We start from the raw sequence: 19,363 nt of genomic DNA on the forward strand, positions 1-19,363 counted from the left end.
CAGGTGCGCCCAGTAGGCTCGCCACTTGTGTCAGCGTCGGTGTCAGTCGTCCTGGTCAGCCACGACGGCGCTTCCTGGCTGGGCCCGGTTCTCGCCGGAGTCGCGGCACAGACCGCGCCTATCGCCTCGGTGGTCGCCGTCGACACCGGGAGCACGGACGGCAGTGCGGACCTGATCGAGTCCGAGCTGGGCGCCGGGTCGGTCCCCGCGGCGGTCCTCCGCGCCGATGCCGGCACGTCGTACCCGCAGGCCGTCGCCCATGCGACGCGCGCCCTTGCCGAGAACGGCCACGAGCCGGAGTGGCTGTGGCTGCTGCACGACGACTCCAACCCCGACCCGGATGCGCTCGCCACCCTGCTCGCGGCCGCCGAGGCCCGCCCGGATGCCGCCATCCTCGGCCCGAAGCTGCGCGAGTGGCCCTCGCTGAAGCGGCTGCTCGAGCTGGGCGTCACGATCAGCGGCACCGGCCGGCGCGAGACCGGCCTGGAGCGCGGCGAGTACGACCAGGGCCAGCACGACGAGGTCCGCGAGGTCCTCGCCGTCAACAGCGCCGGCATGCTGATCCGGCGCACGGTCCTCGACGAGCTGGGCGGGTTCGACGAGCAGCTTCCGATGTTCGGCAACGACATCGACCTGGGCTGGCGCGCCGCCGCCGCGGGACGGACCACGCTCGTCGTCCCGCAGGCCGTCGTCTTCCACGCCGAGTCCGCGCACCGCGGCGTACGACGCACGCCGTTGACGGGGCGGCACACCCACTACCAGGAGCGGCGCGCCGCGATCTACACGCTGCTGGCCAACTGCCACCCGGCGTGGCTGCCGTTCCAGGGCCTGCGGCTGCTGGTCGGCTCGCTGGTGCGGATGATCGGCTTCCTGGTGGTCCGCAGCGTCGGTGAGGCGCTCGATGAGATGGCCGCGACCCTCGCCGTCCTCGCCCACCCCTTCCAGATCCTCGCCGCGCGCCGGATGCGACGCGAGCGGTCGGCCGCCGGCTACGACCGCGAGCGGGTACGCCGGCTGCTGCCCGCCTGGTGGCTGCCCTACCGGCACGGGCTCGACTTCCTGGTCGACCTGTTCACCGCTGCGAGCAACCAGGCCGCCGACGTGGCCGAGCGCCGACGGATCGCGGCTGCCGAGAAGGACCCGAACCAGCAGGTCGTCGCCCGGCACCGCACCGACGAGGAGGACTTCGAGGACACCGGCTGGATCGTCCGGTTCTTCACCAGCCCCATCGCGATCGCCCTCGCCGTCATCGGGTTCGCCCTCGTCGTCGGGGCCCGCAGCGCCTTCGGCGACGTCGCCGGCGGAGCGCTCTCCCCGGCGCCGTCGGGGCGCGGCACCTGGTGGGCGCTGCACCTGGAGAGCTGGCACGCGATCGGGTTCGGCACCGGCGTCCCCGCTCCGGCGTACGTCGCCCCGCTCGCGCTCCTCGGCACCGTCTTCGGGCCCGGGCTCACCATGTCGCTGCTCCTCATCGGCGCCGCTCCTGCCGCGCTGTGGGGCGCGTGGCGGTTCCTGCGTGTCGTCGCCCGACTCGCCTCGCCGCGCGGTGCGAACAAGTGGCTGCTGCTCTGGGCCTCGACCAGCTACGCGCTGGTCCCGCTCGTCGCGGGGGCGTGGGGGAGCGGCCGCTGGGGCGTCGTCGTCGCCGCCGCCGTGCTGCCCTGGATGGGTCACGCGGCGCTCGGCTTCGCCGACCCCGATCCTGCGCGCCGCTGGCGTGCCGCCTGGCGGGCCGGGCTGCTGCTCGCCCTGCTCACCGCGTTCGCGCCGCTGCTGTGGTGGCTGTTCCTGCTGCTCGCCGTGGCTGTGCTCGGCCTCGCGACCGTCGTCGTGCGTGCCGCCGTCGCCGACCGGTCCGTGTGGGGCCCGCCGGTCGCAGCGCTGGGCCTCCCGCTCGTGCTGCTCGCGCCGTGGTGGCTGCCGTCGCTGTGGGAGGGCGCCGGCGCCGGGTTGCTCCTCGACATCGGCCGCTGGCCGACCCAGCCCACGAGCGGCCTCGACCTCGTCCTGGGCCGGCTCGGCGGCGTCGGCGCGCCCGCCTGGCTCGGTGTCCTCGTGCCGGCCCTGGCGCTGCTGGCCCTGATCCCGCGCGCCACCCGCGCCGGTGTCGTCGTCTGCTGGCTCGTCGCGGCGGTGGCCGCCGTCGTGGCCCTGCCGATGGGCCGGATCACCGTGACGCTCCCGGGCCTGCAGCACCAGCAGCCCGGCCTCGGTGCGGTCGTGCTGGTGCTCGGCGGTGCCTGGCTGACCGCGATCCTGCTCGGATCGCTCGCGCTCCGCGACGTCGTCCTGCCCAAGGTCGCCCAGGCCGCGGTCGCCGTGCTCGGGATCCTCGCCATCGCCGTACCGGTCGCGGGGCTGGGCTGGTTCGCCGTCGGAGGCGGCAACGAGCTGCCCGCGGAGGCGGACACGGGCGTCCCCGTCTTCATGCAGCAGCAGGCCGAGCGGGGTGACCAGTACGGGATCCTCGTCCTGCGCGGCAGCGTCGCCGACGGCCTGACCTACCAGGTGATCCGCGGCGACGGACCGACCGTCGGCGAGGACGAGATCGAGGCGCTGACGCCGGCCTCGTCGGCCGTCCACGCCGTCCTCCAGGACCTCGTGACCGTGCCGTCGCCGACGGCCGTCGCCGACCTCCGCAACCGCGGCATCGAGTACATCGTGCAGCCCGCGCCGGGCGACGGCGCGGTGGCGCAGCGCCTCGACGCGACCGCCGGCCTGGTCCGCGCGAGCACGGCCGACCGGGAGACCCGGGCCTGGGAGGTGGTGGGCCAGCCGCCCGCCGACGCCACCGCCGGGCCGCACGACTGGCCGCGGGTCCTGCTGCTCGTCGTCCAGCTCGTCGCCGTGCTGGTCGTCGTCGTCCTCGCGCTGCCCGAGATCCGAAGGAGCAGGTCATGACCGAGCCGCGTTCGACCCGCCGGGCCGACACCCACGCGAGCGCACCGGGACGCCGCTCCGGCGGCGGCCGCCGGGTCGACCTCCTCGTGGCACTCGCGGTCGCGCTCCCCGCGGTCGCGTCCCTGGCGCTGGCCGCCGTCGGCGGGGGCAGCAGCACCTCGGTCGGCAGCATTCCGCCGGTCTCGACCGGGCTCACCTCGGCGACCCTGGTCTGCCCCGCGGCGCTGCACAAGCACGCCGAGCCCGTCCTCGTGGCGCGCGCACCGCAGGTCCCCGGGGGAGCCGTCCAGGTCAGCCGTCCCGGTGCCGGTGGCCGGCTCGTCGCCGGGAGCAAGGTCACCGCGACCCTCGACCGGTCCGGTCGGATCGCCGGTGGCGGCCCGTCGGTCATCACCGCGTCCGGGACCGCCGCGCCCGGCCTGGTCGCCGGCCGTCGCGAGCCCGAGGCGGCCGCCTCGTGCCTGACCCCCGCGTACGACGAGTGGTACGTCGGCGTCGGCGCCTCGGCCGTCAACGACTCGGTCCTGACCCTCGTCAACCCGGACGGCGGGCAGGCGGTCGTCGACATCGAGCTGTTCGGTCCGAACGGCGCGACCTCGGCGTCCGCGTTGCGGGGGATGGTCGTGCCCGGGCGCCGCGCCCTCACCGTCGACCTCGGGAAGCGCGCTCCGAGCCGGTTCACCCTGGCCGCGCACGTGCTGGTGTCGCGCGGCCGGGTCGGGGTGAGCGTCGAGCACCGCTACGACCGCCTCGGTGGCGCGGCGATCGTGAGCGACTACCTGCCGGCGCTCGACGAGCCGTCGACGGACGGCCTGCTGCTCGGTGCGACCGTCACCGGTCAAACCCTGATGCTGTCCAACCCGGGCGAGGAGCCCGCCAGCGCGACGATCCGGGTGCTGAGCGGTGAGTCGGTGTTCACCCCGACCGGCACCAAGCCCGTCGTCGTACCCCCGCAGAGCCTGGTGCGGGTGCCGCTGCGCAACGTCGTGCCGAAGTCGGCGCTGAGCGGGATGCTCGGCCTCGTCGTGCAGTCCGACCAGCCCCTGCTCGCGGAGGCGCGCGGGATGGTCGGCGGCGATCTCGGCGTCGTCGGCATGTCGCCCACGGTCACCGGGCCGACCGCCGCGGTCGTGCCCGACGGGCCGTCCCGGCTCGTGATCGCGGGCGCCACGCGCACCGGCACGGTCAACCTGACCTTCCGCAACGCCGCCGGCCGGGTGCTCGCCCAGAAGGCCGTCCCGGTGACCGCGCAGGCCGGTGTCTCTGTCGTGCTGCCCACCGGCGCCGCGGTGGTCACCCTCGACCCGCGCAACACCCCGATCTCGGCCAGCATCGTCACCGCCGGCCGCAAGGGCAGCTCGGTGGTCCCGGTCCGCGACAGCGTGCGCACGGCGTCGGTGCCGGCGGTCATCCCGAGCTGACGGTGCGGTCAGTCCTCGTCGACGTAGCGGGGATCGACCTGCGACGGCTCGATGCCGAGGATGTCGGCGACCTGCTCGACCACCACGGTCAGGACCAGCGCCTCGACGTCGGCGCGGTCGCGGCAGCGGTGCTCGACGGGCCGGCGGAACACGACCAGCCGGGTCGGCGCACCCTTCTTGCGCACGACCGACGACAGCGGGACCTGCCCGTCCTTCCAGTCGTCGGGCAGCACGGGGATGTCCTCCACGGCGTACTCGATGGGACCGAGGTGCTCGGCCCACCGGGCGTCGATCTCGGTGACGATGTCGAGCACCGTGCGGTCGAAGGACTCGCGCCGGATCCGGGTCAGCGGCGGCTGCGGCGCGAGCGGCGACGGCAGCACGGCCGGACCCCGCTGGCCACGGCCACGACGGTCGCGTCGCCGGGCCTGCTGATCCATGACAGCGAGCCTATCCGCCGCGCGCACGCGCGAGCGGTAGCGTTCGCGACGTGAGTCTGGCCCGGCGTTGTTCCCGTACGGCGTGTCAGCGTCCCGCCGTGGCGACGCTGACCTACGTCTACGGCGACCAGACGGCCGTCCTCGGCCCCCTGGCGACGTACGCCGAGCCGCACGCCTACGACCTGTGCGCCTTCCACAGCGAGCGGCTGTCCGCGCCGCGCGGCTGGGAGGTCGTGCGGCTCGCCCTCGGCACCCAGGAGCCGCAGCCGTCCGAGGACGACCTGCTCGCGCTCGCTGACGCCGTCCGGGAGGCCGGCCGGCCGCTCATCCAGCGCGCCCCGGTCGAGGTCGAGGTCCCGAAGGAGCCCGGTCGCGAGGTCGCGCGGCGAGGTCACCTGCGGGTCCTCAGCTCCGACTGACCTACGTCGCCCAGGCCGCATCCACTAGGGTCCGTCCTATGCCCAGTGGCACCACTTCCACGGACAACCTGACCAAGGTCTTCAAGGCCTACGACGTGCGCGGCACGGTGCCGGACCAGCTCGACGAGGACCTCGCCCGGGCGACCGGTGCGGCGTACGTCGAGGTGCTCGGCGTCGACGCCCTCGTGATCGGCTACGACATGCGACCCAGCTCGCCCGGCCTGGCGGGTGCCTTCGCCGACGGCGCGACCTCCGCGGGCGCCGACGTGACGATGATCGGCCTGGCCTCGACCGACCAGCTGTACTTCGCCTCGGGCCACCTGAACCTGCCCGGCGCGATGTTCACCGCGAGCCACAACCCGGCGCAGTACAACGGGATCAAGATGTGCCGCGCCCTCGCCCAGCCCGTCGGCATGGAGAGCGGCCTCGCGGAGATCCGCGACCGGGTCGCCTCGGGCGTCTCGGCGTCGAGCCCGCGTGAGGGCGAGATCAGCAACACCGACGTGCTGCAGGCGTACGCCGCCCACCTGCTCGCCCTCGCGCCGGTCTCCGGCCGGCGGCTGAAGGTCGTCGTCGACGCCGGCAACGGCATGGCCGGCCACACCGCGCCCGCGGTCTTCGACCGGCTCGGCGACCAGGTCGAGCTCGTGCCGATGTACTTCGAGCTCGACGGCACCTTCCCGAACCACGAGGCCAACCCGATCGAGGCCGCCAACCTGGTCGACCTGCAGAAGCGGGTGCTGGCCGAGAAGGCCGACATCGGCCTGGCGTTCGACGGCGACGCCGACCGCTGCTTCCTCGTCGACGAGCGCGGCGTCGCGGTCTCGCCGTCCACGCTGACGGCGCTCATCGCGGCCCGCGAGCTGGCCAAGGAGCCGGGCGCCACGGTGATCCACAACCTGATCACGTCCCGCGCGGTGCCGGAGATCGTCGAGGAACTCGGCGGCAAGCCGGTCCGTACCCGGGTCGGCCACTCCTACATCAAGGCCACGATGGCCGAGACAGACGCGATCTTCGGCGGCGAGCACAGCGGGCACTTCTACTTCCGCGACTTCTGGCGTGCCGACTCCGGCATGCTCGCCGCGCTCCACGCCCTCGCCGCGCTCGCCGAGACCGACCAGCCGCTCTCGCAGCTGCTGAAGGCCTACGAGCGCTACCCGATGAGCGGTGAGATCAACTCCACCGTCGCCGACCAGCAGGCCGTGCTGGCGCAGCTCGAGGCGACGTACGGCGGCCGCGACGGGGTCGAGCTCGACCACTTGGACGGCCTCAGCGTCACCCACCCCGACTGGGCGTTCAACGTGCGCGCCTCGAACACCGAGCCGCTGCTGCGGCTCAACGCCGAGGGCAGGGGCGAGGCGATCATGGCGAGGGTCCGCGACGAGGCCCTCGCGATCATCCGGGGCACCGCATGAGCGCCGCCGAGCTGTCCGCCGAGCTGCTCGAGATCGTCGTCTGCCCGGACTGCCGCGGCAGCCTCGAGCCGACGGGCGACGAGCTGGTCTGCACGACCTGCGGCCTCGCCTACCCGGTCGTGGACGGCATCCCGGTCCTCCTGGTCGACGAGGCACGGAAGCCGTCGCCATGACCTGGTTCGACGAGTCGCGGCTGGACGACGAGATCGCCCTGGGGTCGGCCGACGTCCGGCTGCGGACGCTCGCCGAGTCCGGTGCGCGGGTACGCCGGGAGGTCGGTGACGCCGCCGACGCGATCGCCGAGGCGGTGGCCCGCGCGGCCGAGGCCCGCCCGCGCGCCGTGATCGCCGCGGGGCCCGACTCGCGCCTGCTGCGCGCGGTGCTCGAGCCGGTCTGCCCGGTGCCCTTCGTGGCGTGGCCGAACCCCTCGCTGCCCGGCTGGGCTGGTGCCCTGGACCTGGTCGTCGTGCTCGCTCCCGAGGGCAACGACCCCGGTGCCGCGTCCGCGGTCGCGGAGGCGTCGCGCCGGGGTTGCCAGCTGGTCGTGGCGTGCCCGCCCAGCTCGATGGTCGCCGAGCACACCGGCTCGAAGTGGGCGACGATCCTGCCGACCAGCACCGGCGACCAGCTCGCCATCGCGGTCGCGATGCTGTCCTTCCTCCACCAGGTCGCCCTCGGCCCGGTGGCGAGCCCCGACGCGGTCGCCGAGGCCCTCGACGCGGTCGCGATCGACTGCGCCCCGCGCCGGGACATCTCGATCAACCCGGCCAAGATGCTCGCGATCGCGCTCGCCGACGCCAACCCGCTGGTGTGGGGCGGGTCGGTCCTCGCCGCCCGCGCGGCCCGCCGCGTGGCCGAGTCGATCCGGCGTACCTCCGGACGCACCGCGCTCGCGGGCGACGCCGAGCACCTGCTGCCCGTCATCGAGGCCGCCCGCCCGCGCACCGTCTTCGACGACCCCTTCGCCGACGACGAGGGCGACCTGCGCCCGGTCCTGGTCGTGCTTGACGACGGCGCCGACGAGCCCGTCCTCGTCGAGCAGCGGGCGCGGCTCGAGGACGCGGCCGGCACCCACGGCGTACGCATCGAGACGGTGTCGACCGAGGCTGACGGCGACGTCGCCCGCTACGCCTCGCTGCTGCTCAGCGGCACCTACGCCGCCGAGTACCTCCGCCTCGGCCTGGTCGACTGAGGGGTCGACCGAAAGCATGTCCGCCGGACTCTTCGGGTTGCTCGACGACGTCGCCACCCTGGCCAAGCTCGCGGCCGCGTCCATGGACGACATCGGGGCCGCCGCCGGGAAGGCCACCACGAAGGCCGCGGGCGTCGTCATCGACGACACCGCGGTCACCCCGCAGTACGTCCACGGCATCGCCGCGCACCGCGAGCTCCCGATCATCAAGAAGATCGCGATCGGCTCCCTGCGCAACAAGCTGCTCATCATCCTGCCGGTGGCGCTGCTGCTCAGCGAGTTCCTGCCCGGCCTGTTGCCGCCGATCCTGATGCTGGGCGGCACCTACCTCGCGTTCGAGGGCGCCGAGAAGGTCTGGCATACCTTGTCTGCGCGAGCGCGTCTCCGGCCCGTCGAGGGGGAAGCAAGCTTCCTGAGCGGGCCTCACGACGCGCTGCCGCGCGGGATCAGCCACCACGACGACCACGTCGGCGACCTCCCCACCCCGGACCCGGCCGACACCGCGCCGGACGAGGCCGCGGTCGTGCGCAGCGCGGTGCGGACCGACCTCATCCTGTCCGCCGAGATCATGGTCATCGCCCTGGACTCCGTCGCGCACGAGGGCTTCTGGGTCCGCGCCGCGATCCTCGTGGTGGTGGCGCTGGTCATCACCGTCGGCGTCTACGGGCTGGTCGGGATCCTGGTGAAGATGGACGACGTGGGCCTGGCCCTCGCCGAGCGGGGCAGGGGAGCGGTGGCCCGCTTCGGCGCCGCCCTCGTCAGGGCGATGCCGAAGGTGCTGGCCGGCATCGCCGTGATCGGCACGGTCGCGATGCTGTGGGTCGGCGGTCACATCCTCCTCGCGCAGTCGAGCGAGGTCGGCTGGCACGCGCCGTACGACGCCCTGCACCACCTCGAGCACGCGGTGCACCACCACGTCGACGTCGCCGTGCTCGGCCCGGTCCTCGCCTGGCTGAGCGCCACGGCCGTGTCGGCGGTCGTGGGCCTGCTGGTCGGGGCGGTCGTGGTGCTCGTGATGCACCTGCTGCCGCGCAGGTCCGCTGCCGCTCACTAGGATCCGTCGAATGCAGACCGTCCTGACCTACGGCACCTTCGACCTGTTCCACGTCGGCCACCTGCGGCTGATCGAGCGGTTGGCCGCCATGGGGGACCGCCTCGTCGTCGGCGTCTCGACCGACGAGTTCAACGCGGGCAAGGGCAAGACCTCCGTCGTGTCCTACCAGGACCGCGCCGACATCGTGTCCTCGATCAAGGGCGTCGACCTGGTCATCCCGGAGAACAGCTGGGAGCAGAAGCGCACCGACATCGTCGACCACGACGTCGACGTGTTCGTGATGGGCGACGACTGGACCGGCAAGTTCGACGACCTGAAGGAGCTGTGCGAGGTGGTCTACCTGCCGCGCACCAAGGGCGTCTCGAGCACCTCGATCAAGCAGATGCTGGGTGGGCTGGACGCCGGCCACCTCGACGAGCTCCAGCGCGCCGTCACCACGCTCACCGGTCTCCTCGACCACTACCGCGACCTGTCGTAGTTCCCCGCTGCTGGCGCCGACCGTTTAAGGTGGGTCACGTCCTGCGCGGGAGATCCCGTAGGAGCGCAGATGCGCCGCAGACGACACTTCGACCACGAAGGACCCATGCACGTGGACTACAAGGTTGCTGACCTTTCCCTGGCCGAGTTCGGCCGCAAGGAGCTGACGCTCGCCGAGCACGAGATGCCGGGCCTGATGGAGATGCGTCGGCGGTACGCCGACTCGCAGCCGCTCAAGGGCGCGCGCATCGCCGGCTCGCTGCACATGACGATCCAGACCGGTGTCCTCATCGAGACGCTGACCGCGCTCGGCGCCGACGTCCGCTGGGCCACCTGCAACATCTTCTCCACCCAGGACCACGCCGCCGCCGCGATCGTCGTCGGCAAGGGCACCCCGGAGGACCCGCAGGGCACCCCCGTCTTCGCCTGGAAGGGCGAGACCCTGGCGGAGTACTGGGACGAGGCCGAGAAGGTCTTCGACTTCAAGGACGAGGCCGGCAACCCGGTCGGTCCGAACATGCTCCTCGACGACGGCGGCGACATCACGCTGCTCGTCCACAAGGGTGTCGAGTTCGAGAAGGCCGGCGCCGTGCCGGGCCAGGACTCCACCGACAACGAGGAGTACAAGGAGGTCCTCCGGGTCCTCGCGCGCTCCCTCGAGAACGACCCGCAGCGGTGGACCAACATCGCCAACGGCATCAAGGGCGTCACCGAGGAGACCACCACCGGTGTGCTCCGCCTGTACGACCGCTTCAAGGAGGGCTCGCTCCTCTTCCCGGCGATCAACGTCAACGACTCGGTCACCAAGTCGAAGTTCGACAACAAGTACGGCTGCCGCCACTCGCTCATCGACGGCATCAACCGCGGCACCGACGTGATGATCGCCGGCAAGACCGCCGTCGTCTGCGGCTACGGCGACGTCGGCAAGGGCTCGGCCGAGTCGCTCCGCGGCCAGGGCGCTCGCGTGATCATCACCGAGATCGACCCGATCTGCGCGCTGCAGGCGGCCATGGACGGCTACGAGGTCAAGCGCCTCGAGTCGGTCGTCGACTTCGCCGACATCTTCATCACCACGACGGGCAACTTCGACATCATCCGCGTCGAGCACTTCGAGCGGATGAAGAACCAGGCCATCGTCGGCAACATCGGTCACTTCGACAACGAGATCGACATGGCCGGCCTGGCGAAGATCCCGGGCATCGTCAAGGACGAGATCAAGCCCCAGGTCCACCAGTGGATCTTCCCGGACGGCAAGAAGGTCATCGTGCTGTCCGAGGGCCGCCTGCTGAACCTCGGCAACGCGACCGGCCACCCGTCGTTCGTCATGTCGAACTCCTTCACCAACCAGGTGCTGGCGCAGATCGAGATCTACACCAAGACCGACGAGTACCCGGTCGGCGTGTACGTCCTGCCCAAGCACCTCGACGAGGAGGTCGCCCGCCTGCACCTCGACGCCATCGGTGTCGAGCTCACCACGCTGTCGCAGGCCCAGGCCGACTACCTGGGCGTCCCGGTCGAGGGTCCCTTCAAGTCGGACCACTACCGGTACTGAGTCACCCTCACCGACTCGCGTCGAGCGGCTCGCACCCTTCGGGGTGCGGGCCGCTCGGTCGTCCCGCGGTCGTGGGAGGGCTCCGAGGGGTACCCGGTCCTCCGGTCCGTCTCCGGGCTCCGAGGGGCACCAGGTCGTCGAGGACTACCCCCTATGGGTCACCTCCCGGATGCCGTTTCGATGACGTGACCGATCTCGGGTGGTGACCCATAGGGGGTGACGCCTCGCCGACCTGGTGCCCCTCGGAGCCCTCCCACGACCGGAGGCCCGGGTGCCCCTCGGAGCCCGGAGCCGGGACGCAGGACGACCGAGCGACCCGCTCGTGGGTCAGTGCGACGGGGCCGCGGGCTCGCCGCGGTAGCGCGACGGGCGACCGTCGACCCCCATCCAGCGCCACGCCCACAGCGTCCAGCGGGTGCGCATGCCGATCCGGTCGAAGACCGTGCGGACGTCGGCGAAGAGGTCGCGGCGGAACTTCGCGGCCTCGGGCGCGCGGCCGAAGCAGTCGCGGATCACCGAGCGGGGCATGCCCATCATCCTCCGGTCGGCGCGCGACGGGACCAGGATCGCGTCGGAGCCGATCCGCATCACGACCGGGGTGAGGACACCGATCAGCCAGCGCTGGAAGCGGCTCAGGTTCGGGGAGTGGTGCTCGAGCCAGGCGTGGGCGAAGCCGATGTGGCGGGCCTCCTCGGCGGCGTGGATCGAGCAGATCCGGTCGAGCAGTGGGTGGACGCCGCCGCCTCGCAGCTGGTTCTTCTGCACGTGGTCGATCGGCTCCTCGCCGGCGAGGATGATCGCGAAGAACAGCGCCGGGGTGAGTGCGCCCAGGTGGCCGACGAGCGGGAACAGCCGCAGCAGCCAGCGCGGGCAGCCGCTCACCTCCGGGCACGCCCGGTTGGTGAACTCCTGGAACATCTGGATGTGGTGGGTCTCCTCGGTGAGCTCGTGCATGAAGTAGCGGAACTCGGGGTTGCTGTTGCGCAGCCCCATCAGGAACTGGGTGCCGCCCAGGAGCAGCAGCTGCTCGAACTGCGACCCGGTCTTGGTGAGCGCGGTGAGCCGGTGCCGGCCGACGGCGATCTGCCGGTCGCGGGGGAGCGCGGTGTACCAGGGATGGCGCGAGATCGGGTCGGACGCGGGCAGGATCCACCGCTCGTCGTCGGCGGGGAACTGCATCTCGGGGGCGTCCCAGTCGATGTCGCGGAAGGCCTGGAAGTGCTGCACCGCCGATGCCTCGGAGAGCATCCGCAGCGTGGCGTCGTAGTCCATGCGGGTCTCGGTGAGCGTCACGTTCCCCACGTTACCGCTACACCGTGTAGCGATGGAAGGATTCCGGAGAACGCCGCCGGTGCCGGCGAATGGGCGCGGAATCGGTGGATCGACGGCCGATCTGCCTACGATGTGAGACGTGAGTCAGCAGTCGACGTACCCCACCCGGGGACGGGTGTTGGTCGTGGACGACGACGCGTCCCTCGCGGAGATGCTCGGCATCGTCCTGGTGCAGGAGGGGTTCGAGTCGCGGGTCTGCCCGCGCGGTGACGAGGCGCTCGCGGCGTTCCGCGACTACCGGCCCGACCTGGTGCTCCTGGACCTCATGCTGCCCGGCAAGGACGGCATCGACGTGTGCAAGGAGATCCGGGCGGAGTCCGGCGTACCCATCGTGATGCTGACCGCCAAGGGCGACACCGTCGACGTGGTGCTCGGTCTGGAGTCCGGGGCCGACGACTACATCGTCAAGCCGTTCAAGCCCAAGGAGCTCGTGGCCCGCATCCGTGCGCGTGTGCGCCGGCGCGACGGCGCCTCCTCGGAGACGCTCGGCATCGGGGACCTGTCCATCGACGTCGCGGGGCACCAGGTCACCCGCGACGGCGTCCAGCTCCCGCTCACGCCGCTGGAGTTCGACCTGCTCGTCTGCCTGGCCCGCAAGCCGTGGCAGGTCTTCACCCGCCAGGTCCTCCTCGAGGAGGTCTGGGGCTACCACCACGCCGCCGACACCCGCCTGGTCAACGTCCACGTCCAGCGGCTGCGCTCCAAGATCGAGCACGACCCCGAGCACCCGGAGATCGTGGTGACGGTCCGCGGCGTCGGCTACAAGGCCGGCGCCGCCACGTGAAGGTCCTGACCCGCGGGCTGCGTCGGGCGCTGACGTTCTGGCGGCGCTCGATCCAGGCTCGGGTCGTGGTCGGCACCGTGGTGATGTCGGCGCTCGTGGTGACGGCCGTGGGATGGCTGCTGCTCGCCCACACCCGCGACGGGCTGCTGCAGCACCGCGTCGACGTCGCCGTCGGCGAGGTCAACAGCGAGATGGCAGACGCGACCGTGCGGCTCGAGGCCGCCTCCGGGACCGAGGTCAACGTCGGCCGCCAGCAGCGCGACCTGCTCGACCCGATGATCGAGCGCGGCGCCAGCCGCGGCTACCTGGTGGTTCTCGGACCTCCGGTGGGCGCCGGTCTCTCGGTGCAGGACGGCGGCGGTCAGTACACCAGCGGCCTCGACCTGAGCAGCGTCCCGGCGGGCCTGCAGCAGCACTTCGACAGCGTCGGCCTCGGGACGGCCTGGACGTACACGACGATCACGCGCACGCTCCCCGACGGGGGGAGGGTCTCCGAACCGGGCGTCGCGGTGGGCGCGGAGCTCCAGCTGCCCGCCGACGGCCGGACCTACCCGCTGTACTTCCTGTTCCCGCTCAACGAGGAGCAGGACCCCCTCGACCTCGTCGCGGGCGGCCTGCTCGTCGCCGGCACCCTGCTGCTGGCCCTCCTCGCGGGGATCACCTGGCTCGTGATCCGCCAGGTCGTCACGCCGATCCGGCTCGCGCGCCAGGTCGCGGAGCGGCTCGCCGCCGGCCGCCTCCAGGAGCGGCTCCGCGTCTCGGGTGAGGACGACCTCGCCCGCCTCGCCCTGTCGTTCAACCAGATGGCGACCAACCTGCAGCGCCAGATCCGCCAGCTCGAGGAGCTGAGCTGGCTGCAGCGCCGGTTCGTCTCCGACGTGTCCCACGAGCTGCGGACGCCGCTGACGACGGTGCGGATGGCGAGCGACTTCCTGCACGAGTCCCGCGCGGACTTCGACCCGGCCACCGCCCGGTCGGCCGAGCTGCTGCAGCGCGAGCTCGGGCGCTTCGAGGACCTGCTCGGCGACCTGCTCGAGATCAGCCGGTTCGACGCGGGCGCGGCGGTCCTGGAGACCGACAACGTCGACCTGGTCGGGGTGGCCTGCCGCGTGGTGGAGGCGTGCATCCCGCTGGCCGACAAGCGCGGCGTACGGGTGGAGGTGGACGCCCCGGACGAGGCGGTGTTCGCCGACGTCGACGTACGCCGGGTGGAGCGTGTCCTGCGCAACCTGGTCAGCAACGCGATCGACCACGCCGACCCGACGCTCGTCGACCGACCGGTGGCCGTGCGGCTGGCCGCGGACGACCACGCCGTCGCCGTGACGGTGCGCGACCACGGGGTCGGCCTGGCGGCGGGGGAGGCGGCCCTGGTGTTCAACCGCTTCTGGCGCTCGGACCCCGCCCGCGCCCGCACCACCGGCGGCACCGGCCTCGGCCTGGCCATCGCCCTGGAGGACGCGCACCTGCACGGCGGGTGGCTGCAGGCCTGGGGTCGACCGGGCGGGGGCGCCCAGTTCCGGCTGACCGTGCCCCGGCACGCCGGCGAGACCCTGCACTCCAGCCCGCTCCCGCTGGCCCCCGAGGACGACGTCCTGACTCCTGCGGCCGACGTCGCCCACCTGGACGGCGGGACCGCGCGATGAGGCGATCGCTGGCGGCCACGGTGCTGCTCCTCCCGGTGCTGGTCGCCGGCTGCGTCCAGCTGCCCGACACCGGTCCGGTGGTGAGCGTCGCGTCGCGCGGCGCCGACACGACGCGTCCCCCCTCCGACATCGACGCGGAGCCGCCGCAGCCCGGCGAGTCGCGCCTCGACGTGGTCAACGGCTTCCTCGAGGCGATGACGGCGTGGCCGATCACCACGCGGGTGGCGAAGGAGTACCTCACCTCCGATGCGGCACGGGAGTGGAACCCGGTCGCGTCGATGGTCGTCTACGCCACCTACGACCCGCCGACCGACGACGGCCACCGGGTGTCGTTGCGGCTGCGCGGGGCCGCGCGCCTCGACTCGGCCGGCGCGTGGCGCGGCGCCGTGCCCGCCGCCCACCGGACGATCTCCTTCGACGTGGTGCGGGAGGACGGCGAGTACCGCATCGCCGACCCGCCCGACCAGATGCTGGTGCCGACCACCTGGTTCCAGCAGCGCTTCAGCGAGGTCGCGCTCTCCTACTTCGACCCGGCGGCGCGCTACCTGGTGCCCGAGCCGGTGTTCGCGCCCCGCGGCGACCAGCTCCCGACCGCGCTGATGACGGCCCTGCTCGCCGGCCCGCCGAACGGGCTCGCCGGCGTCGTCCGCACGTTCCTCCCGGCCGGCCTCAGCCTCAGCCTGTCCGTGCCCGTCACCAACGGCGTCGCCCAGGTGGACCTGGCGGGTGGACGCACCCAGCCGTCGGCCGAGGAGGCGCGCCTGATCCTGGCTCAGGTGGCGGCCACCCTGCGGCAGGACGCCGACCTCACCGGGTTCCGGCTGCGGCTCAACGGCCAGCCGGTCGGCGGGTCGGACCGCGTCCACCCGGTCGACCTGGACGCCGGCATGATGGCGATGGCACAGACCCCGAGCATCCTGTACGGCGTGGCCCGCGGCCGGTTGGTCGGCGGCGACCCGAGCCGGCTGCTGCCCGTGCCCGGACCGCTGGGCGACGGCAGCTACCCGATCGACAGCTTTGCCATGGTGCCGGACGGACGGAACGCGGTGGCCGTCACCGACGGCGGCACGACCGCGATCGAGGCGCCCACCACGTCGCTGCTGCACCCGCGGGTCCGCATCCTGCTCTCGGGTGCCTCGTCGCTCGCGCGACCCACGGTGGACCTGGCCGGCCGGGTGTGGCTGGTCGACCGGCGGTCCCGCGGCGCCGTGGTCCGGTGCTGGCAGGACGGGCACCTGACCACGCTCGTCCTTCCCGGTGCGACCGGTCAGGAGGTCCGCCGCCTCCTGGTCTCGCGCGACGGCACCCGGCTGGTCGCCGTCGTCCACCGGCCGAGCGGCGATCGAATCGTCGGCGCACGCGTCGCCACCGCCCCCGACGGCCGGGTACGCCGCCTCGTGGCGCCGTTCCAGGTCCCGATCGGGCCGGGGCGCGGTGTCGACGACATCGCCTGGGCCTCGCCGACGCTGCTCGCTGTGCTGTCGCCGACCCGGCCGGGCAGCCTCTACCAGGTCGACATCGTGCCGGCCGACGGGTCGACGATCGGCGCGGGCAGCGTCTCGACCGTCATCGGCGGCCACGTCACGGCTCTGGCCGGATCGCCCGACCCGGACCAGTCGACCTACGCGGTGCTCGACGGGGCGCTCGTCGACGTACGCACGCGCGTCAGCACCCCGGTGGCCGCACGCCTGGGCCAGCTCACCTACCCGGGCTGATCCACAGCCCGGCGGGCCCCGGTTGCGGGGGCGGACGACGGCTGGTGCCATGGCCGGGTGACCGCCGGCCTGTACGACGCCTTCGCCGACCTCGTGCTCGGCGCCGCCTGCGTGACCTGCGGGCGTCCGGGTCGTCCGTTGTGCCGGGCGTGCCACGCGGAGCTGCCCTCCACCGCGGCCCCTGCCTGGCCGACGCCGACCCCGCCCGGCCTGGCTCCGCCGTACGCCGTCGGGGAGTACGCCGACGGCCTGCGCGCCCTCGTCGTCCGTCACAAGGAGGACCGGCTCCTCGCCCTCGCCCGGCCGCTCGGCGAGCTGCTCGCCGTGGCGGTCCGCTCGGCCGTCGCGGACCCGGCGCACGGCGTGCTGCTGGTGCCGGTCCCGTCCCGGCGCGCGGCGCAGCGGCAGCGCGGCTACGACCCGACCGGGGCGATGGTCCGGCACGCCGCCCGGGTCCTGCGCGGTGACGGACGGGCCGTCGGCGTCGCGCCCGTCCTGCGGCTGCGCGGTCCGGTCCTGGACCAAGCGGGCCTCGGCGCCGACCAGCGCTCCCGCAACCTGGCCGGCAGCATGTGGTGCCCGAGCGGCCTGGTCCGTCGTCACGCGGGGGTGCGGGCCCGGGTGCTCGTGTGCGACGACGTGCTGACGACCGGCGCGACCGCGCGCGAGGCGCAGCGGGCGCTCGAGGCGGCCGGCATCGGCGTCCACGCGATCGCCTGCGTCGCCGCGACCCGGCGCCGCAACTCATCAGGTTCCGCCAATTCGGGCAGCCAATCCCTTTCCTGACCGGCCGTGGCGCACTAACGTCTTTGCATGGAGTCCACCTGGATGCCTCTTCCGTGTCATCTCGACGCGAGGCGGTCCAGGGCTGCGGCCGCCGCATCGACGTCGGTGGTTCCGTCGCGACTCCGCACCATCAATCCGCACATGGAGGTTCACGATGGACGTTGTGGTCACCGGTCGGCACTGCGAGATCTCGGACGGGTTCCGAGCGCACGCGACTGACAAGCTGAGCAGGCTCGAGAAGCACGATCACCGGATCATCCGGGTCCAGGTCGAGGTCGACTGCGAACCCAATCCGCGCCAGCACGACCACGCCGTCCACGTAGAGCTCACCGCCTTCTCCAAGGGTCCCGTGATCCGGGCCGAGGCCTCCGCCGAGGACAAGATGGGGGCCCTGGACCTGGCCCTCGACAAGATGGCCGCCCAGATGCGGCGCGCCGCCGACCGCCGCCGGGTGCACCGTGGCCGGCGTACGCCGGTGTCCGTGGGCCAGGCGCTGGCCGGCGGAGCCACGACCGTCGCGGAGGTCGCCACGGAGGTGGAGGTCGAGGAGCGCAAGGTGGGCCCGATCACGGTCACCGGGGACGGCCCGCTCGTCGTCCGCGAGAAGACGCACCCCGCCACCAAGATGACGCTGGACCAGGCGCTGTACGAGATGGAGCTGGTCGGTCACGACTTCTACCTCTTCGTCGACAAGGAGAGCGAGCGCCCCTCGGTCGTCTACCGCCGGCGCGGCTACGACTACGGGGTGATCTCGCTCGACCTGGGCGGCGAGTAGCGGGCCGAAAGAGGGTCTAGACCGCTGTTCGATCGGAGCACCATGCCATGATCTCGGGCGTGAGCAGTGTGATGACACCGGCAGGTTCCGAGCCGGTGCGGGTCCTCGTGGTCGACGACCAGGAGCTGTTCCGGCGCGGCCTCACGATGCTGCTCGGTGTCGAGGAGGGCATCGAGGTCGTCGGCGAGGCCGGCGACGGCGTCCGGGGCGCCGAGCTGGCGATCAGCACCGCGCCCGACGTGGTCCTGCTCGACGTACGGATGCCGAAGCAGTCGGGCATCGAGACCTGCGTGCAGATCAAGGAGGCGCTGCCCTCCACCAAGATCATCATGCTCACGATGTCCGACGAGGAGGGCGACCTCTACGAGGCGGTCAAGAGCGGTGCCTCGGGCTACCTGCTCAAGGACTCCTCGATCGAGGAGGTCGCCCAGGGCATCCGGGTCGTCGCCGACGGCCAGTCGCTCATCTCGCCCTCCATGGCCGCCAAGCTCATCGACGAGTTCAAGACGATGTCGAAGCCCGAGCGCAACGGCCCGGCGCTCAAGCTCACCGAGCGCGAGCTCGAGGTGCTGCGCCTGGTCGCCAAGGGGCTGTCGAACCGCGAGGTCGCGGGGCGGCTCCGGATCAGCGAGAACACGGTCAAGAACCACGTGCGCAACATGCTCGAGAAGCTCCAGCTGCACTCGCGGATGGAGGCGGTCATGTTCGCGGTCCGCGAGAAGATCGTCGAGCTCGACTAGCTTCTTTGGGCGCGAGCGCGTCGCCGCTGATCGACGCTTCCCGGGGTTCACCCGCGCCCTCGCTCCGCTCGGTTGCGGGTGAACCCCGGCTCGGCGTCGGCGGCGCCGCGCTGCCGCGCTCGCGGTTGGCCGCCGTAGGTCCTGCCTTGGTCTGGCGGCAGGACTTCGGTGCTGCCCGGCGGCGGACCGATCGGGGCCGGTGGGGCACAACGAGTACCGATGAGGCCACCCTGCCCCTCTGCTCACGATCGGTCCGTCCTGGGGCGCGCGTCCGACTCCACTGCCGGACGGGTGTCGGTCGCTTGCGGTTGGATGGGCGGCATGGGACTTCTCAGCAACGTCGCGGGTGTGGGGGTCGGCGCTGCCGCCGGCTGGGCCAGCGGTGAGCTCGCCCGTCGGATGCGCGGGAGGGCCGAGGTGGTCGGCATCGGTGGCGGGCTCGTCGTCGCGGCGCTGATCTACCCGGCGGCACGCCGCTCGGTCGGCACCGGGGGGCTCGTGGTCGAGGCGGCGGTCGTGGCGGCGACGGGAGCCCTGGCCGCGTCGGCGGCGCACTGGGAGTCGGCGACCGCGCGACGGGTCCTGGCCGGCGGCTGGGCGTCGCACGCGCTCTTCGACGCGCTGCGCGGCGCCAGCCCGGACTCGCGGCTGCCGGGGTGGTACCCCGCGGTCTGTGCAGGATACGACGTGGCGATCGCCGCTCGCGTCGCGCGCTGA

Annotated in this window: 18 protein-coding genes; 16 read left to right on the plus strand and 2 right to left on the minus strand. The window is 72.8% G+C overall.

All coding sequences use genetic code 11. The annotated features are described in order from the left end of the window. The first annotated feature begins 39 nt into the window (after positions 1-39). The gene (locus ACYVAQ_RS01530) at positions 40-2,901 is read left to right on the plus strand and encodes a glycosyltransferase family 2 protein (RefSeq protein WP_460786666.1); all 2,862 of its coding nucleotides are present in this window, start codon (positions 40-42) and stop codon (positions 2,899-2,901) included. Beyond that, positions 2,898-4,322 carry a DUF5719 family protein gene (locus tag ACYVAQ_RS01535; protein ID WP_460786667.1) on the plus strand — a complete coding sequence of 475 codons (1,425 nt, stop codon included), beginning with the start codon at positions 2,898-2,900 and terminating at the stop codon, positions 4,320-4,322. The genes ACYVAQ_RS01530 and ACYVAQ_RS01535 overlap by 4 nt, the downstream gene beginning before the upstream one ends. Positions 4,323-4,330: 8 nt before the next feature. On the opposite strand, the gene ACYVAQ_RS01540 is transcribed toward ACYVAQ_RS01535, so the two are convergent. After that, on the minus strand, positions 4,331-4,762 hold the full coding sequence (locus ACYVAQ_RS01540; RefSeq protein ID WP_460786668.1) for a metallopeptidase family protein: 432 nt from the start codon (positions 4,760-4,762) through the stop codon (positions 4,331-4,333). Positions 4,763-4,812: 50 nt separating this feature from the next. Between ACYVAQ_RS01540 and ACYVAQ_RS01545 the strand changes: the two genes are divergently transcribed. The 7 genes from ACYVAQ_RS01545 (at position 4,813) to ahcY (ending at position 10,871) form a co-directional block, all read left to right on the plus strand. Continuing rightward, positions 4,813-5,181 carry a DUF3499 domain-containing protein gene (locus tag ACYVAQ_RS01545; protein WP_460786669.1) on the plus strand — a complete coding sequence of 123 codons (369 nt, stop codon included), beginning with the start codon at positions 4,813-4,815 and terminating at the stop codon, positions 5,179-5,181. 38 nt (positions 5,182-5,219) lie between these two features. Next, positions 5,220-6,596 (plus strand): phosphomannomutase/phosphoglucomutase, encoded by a 1,377-nt coding sequence (locus tag ACYVAQ_RS01550; RefSeq protein WP_460786670.1) that lies wholly within the window; start codon positions 5,220-5,222, stop codon positions 6,594-6,596. Then, the gene (locus ACYVAQ_RS01555; RefSeq protein WP_460786671.1) at positions 6,593-6,769 is read left to right on the plus strand and encodes a Trm112 family protein; all 177 of its coding nucleotides are present in this window, start codon (positions 6,593-6,595) and stop codon (positions 6,767-6,769) included. Before ACYVAQ_RS01550 ends, ACYVAQ_RS01555 begins: the two co-directional genes overlap by 4 nt. Next, positions 6,766-7,788, plus strand: coding sequence for an SIS domain-containing protein (locus ACYVAQ_RS01560; RefSeq protein WP_460786672.1), 1,023 nt, complete (start codon positions 6,766-6,768; stop codon positions 7,786-7,788). Before ACYVAQ_RS01555 ends, ACYVAQ_RS01560 begins: the two co-directional genes overlap by 4 nt. 16 nt (positions 7,789-7,804) lie before the next feature. Next, a complete protein-coding gene (locus tag ACYVAQ_RS01565) occupies positions 7,805-8,842 on the plus strand; it encodes a DUF808 domain-containing protein (protein ID WP_460786673.1) in 1,038 nt (345 codons plus the stop codon). 10 nt (positions 8,843-8,852) lie between these two features. Then, the gene (tagD, locus tag ACYVAQ_RS01570; protein WP_460786674.1) at positions 8,853-9,320 is read left to right on the plus strand and encodes a glycerol-3-phosphate cytidylyltransferase; all 468 of its coding nucleotides are present in this window, start codon (positions 8,853-8,855) and stop codon (positions 9,318-9,320) included. Between the two features lie 105 nt (positions 9,321-9,425). Next, positions 9,426-10,871: an adenosylhomocysteinase gene (gene ahcY / locus ACYVAQ_RS01575; protein ID WP_460786711.1), complete on the plus strand. Its 1,446-nt coding sequence runs from the start codon at positions 9,426-9,428 to the stop codon at positions 10,869-10,871. Between the two features lie 327 nt (positions 10,872-11,198). Here ahcY and ACYVAQ_RS01580 read toward each other — a convergent pair whose 3' ends face one another. Beyond that, a complete protein-coding gene (locus ACYVAQ_RS01580; protein ID WP_460786675.1) occupies positions 11,199-12,164 on the minus strand; it encodes an AurF N-oxygenase family protein in 966 nt (321 codons plus the stop codon). Between the two features lie 118 nt (positions 12,165-12,282). On the opposite strand from ACYVAQ_RS01580, the gene mtrA reads away from it, so the two are divergent. From mtrA to ACYVAQ_RS01615, 7 genes are all read left to right on the plus strand, one after another. Next, entirely contained in the window at positions 12,283-12,987 is a 705-nt protein-coding gene (mtrA, locus tag ACYVAQ_RS01585; RefSeq protein WP_460786676.1) for an MtrAB system response regulator MtrA, read from the plus strand. Next, on the plus strand, positions 12,984-14,630 hold the full coding sequence (mtrB, locus tag ACYVAQ_RS01590; RefSeq protein ID WP_460786677.1) for an MtrAB system histidine kinase MtrB: 1,647 nt from the start codon (positions 12,984-12,986) through the stop codon (positions 14,628-14,630). Before mtrA ends, mtrB begins: the two co-directional genes overlap by 4 nt. Further along, positions 14,627-16,345 (plus strand): LpqB family beta-propeller domain-containing protein, encoded by a 1,719-nt coding sequence (locus ACYVAQ_RS01595; RefSeq protein ID WP_460786678.1) that lies wholly within the window; start codon positions 14,627-14,629, stop codon positions 16,343-16,345. The genes mtrB and ACYVAQ_RS01595 overlap by 4 nt, the downstream gene beginning before the upstream one ends. Positions 16,346-16,402: 57 nt before the next feature. After that, the gene (locus tag ACYVAQ_RS01600; RefSeq protein WP_460786679.1) at positions 16,403-17,131 is read left to right on the plus strand and encodes a ComF family protein; all 729 of its coding nucleotides are present in this window, start codon (positions 16,403-16,405) and stop codon (positions 17,129-17,131) included. Between the two features lie 154 nt (positions 17,132-17,285). Next, positions 17,286-17,906, plus strand: coding sequence for a ribosome hibernation-promoting factor, HPF/YfiA family (gene hpf, locus ACYVAQ_RS01605; RefSeq protein ID WP_460786680.1), 621 nt, complete (start codon positions 17,286-17,288; stop codon positions 17,904-17,906). A 59-nt stretch (positions 17,907-17,965) separates the two neighbouring features. Next, positions 17,966-18,646, plus strand: coding sequence for a response regulator (locus ACYVAQ_RS01610; protein WP_460786681.1), 681 nt, complete (start codon positions 17,966-17,968; stop codon positions 18,644-18,646). 321 nt (positions 18,647-18,967) lie between these two features. Next, on the plus strand, positions 18,968-19,363 hold the full coding sequence (locus ACYVAQ_RS01615; protein ID WP_460786682.1) for a hypothetical protein: 396 nt from the start codon (positions 18,968-18,970) through the stop codon (positions 19,361-19,363).

Source organism: Nocardioides maradonensis (genome assembly GCF_054777115.1).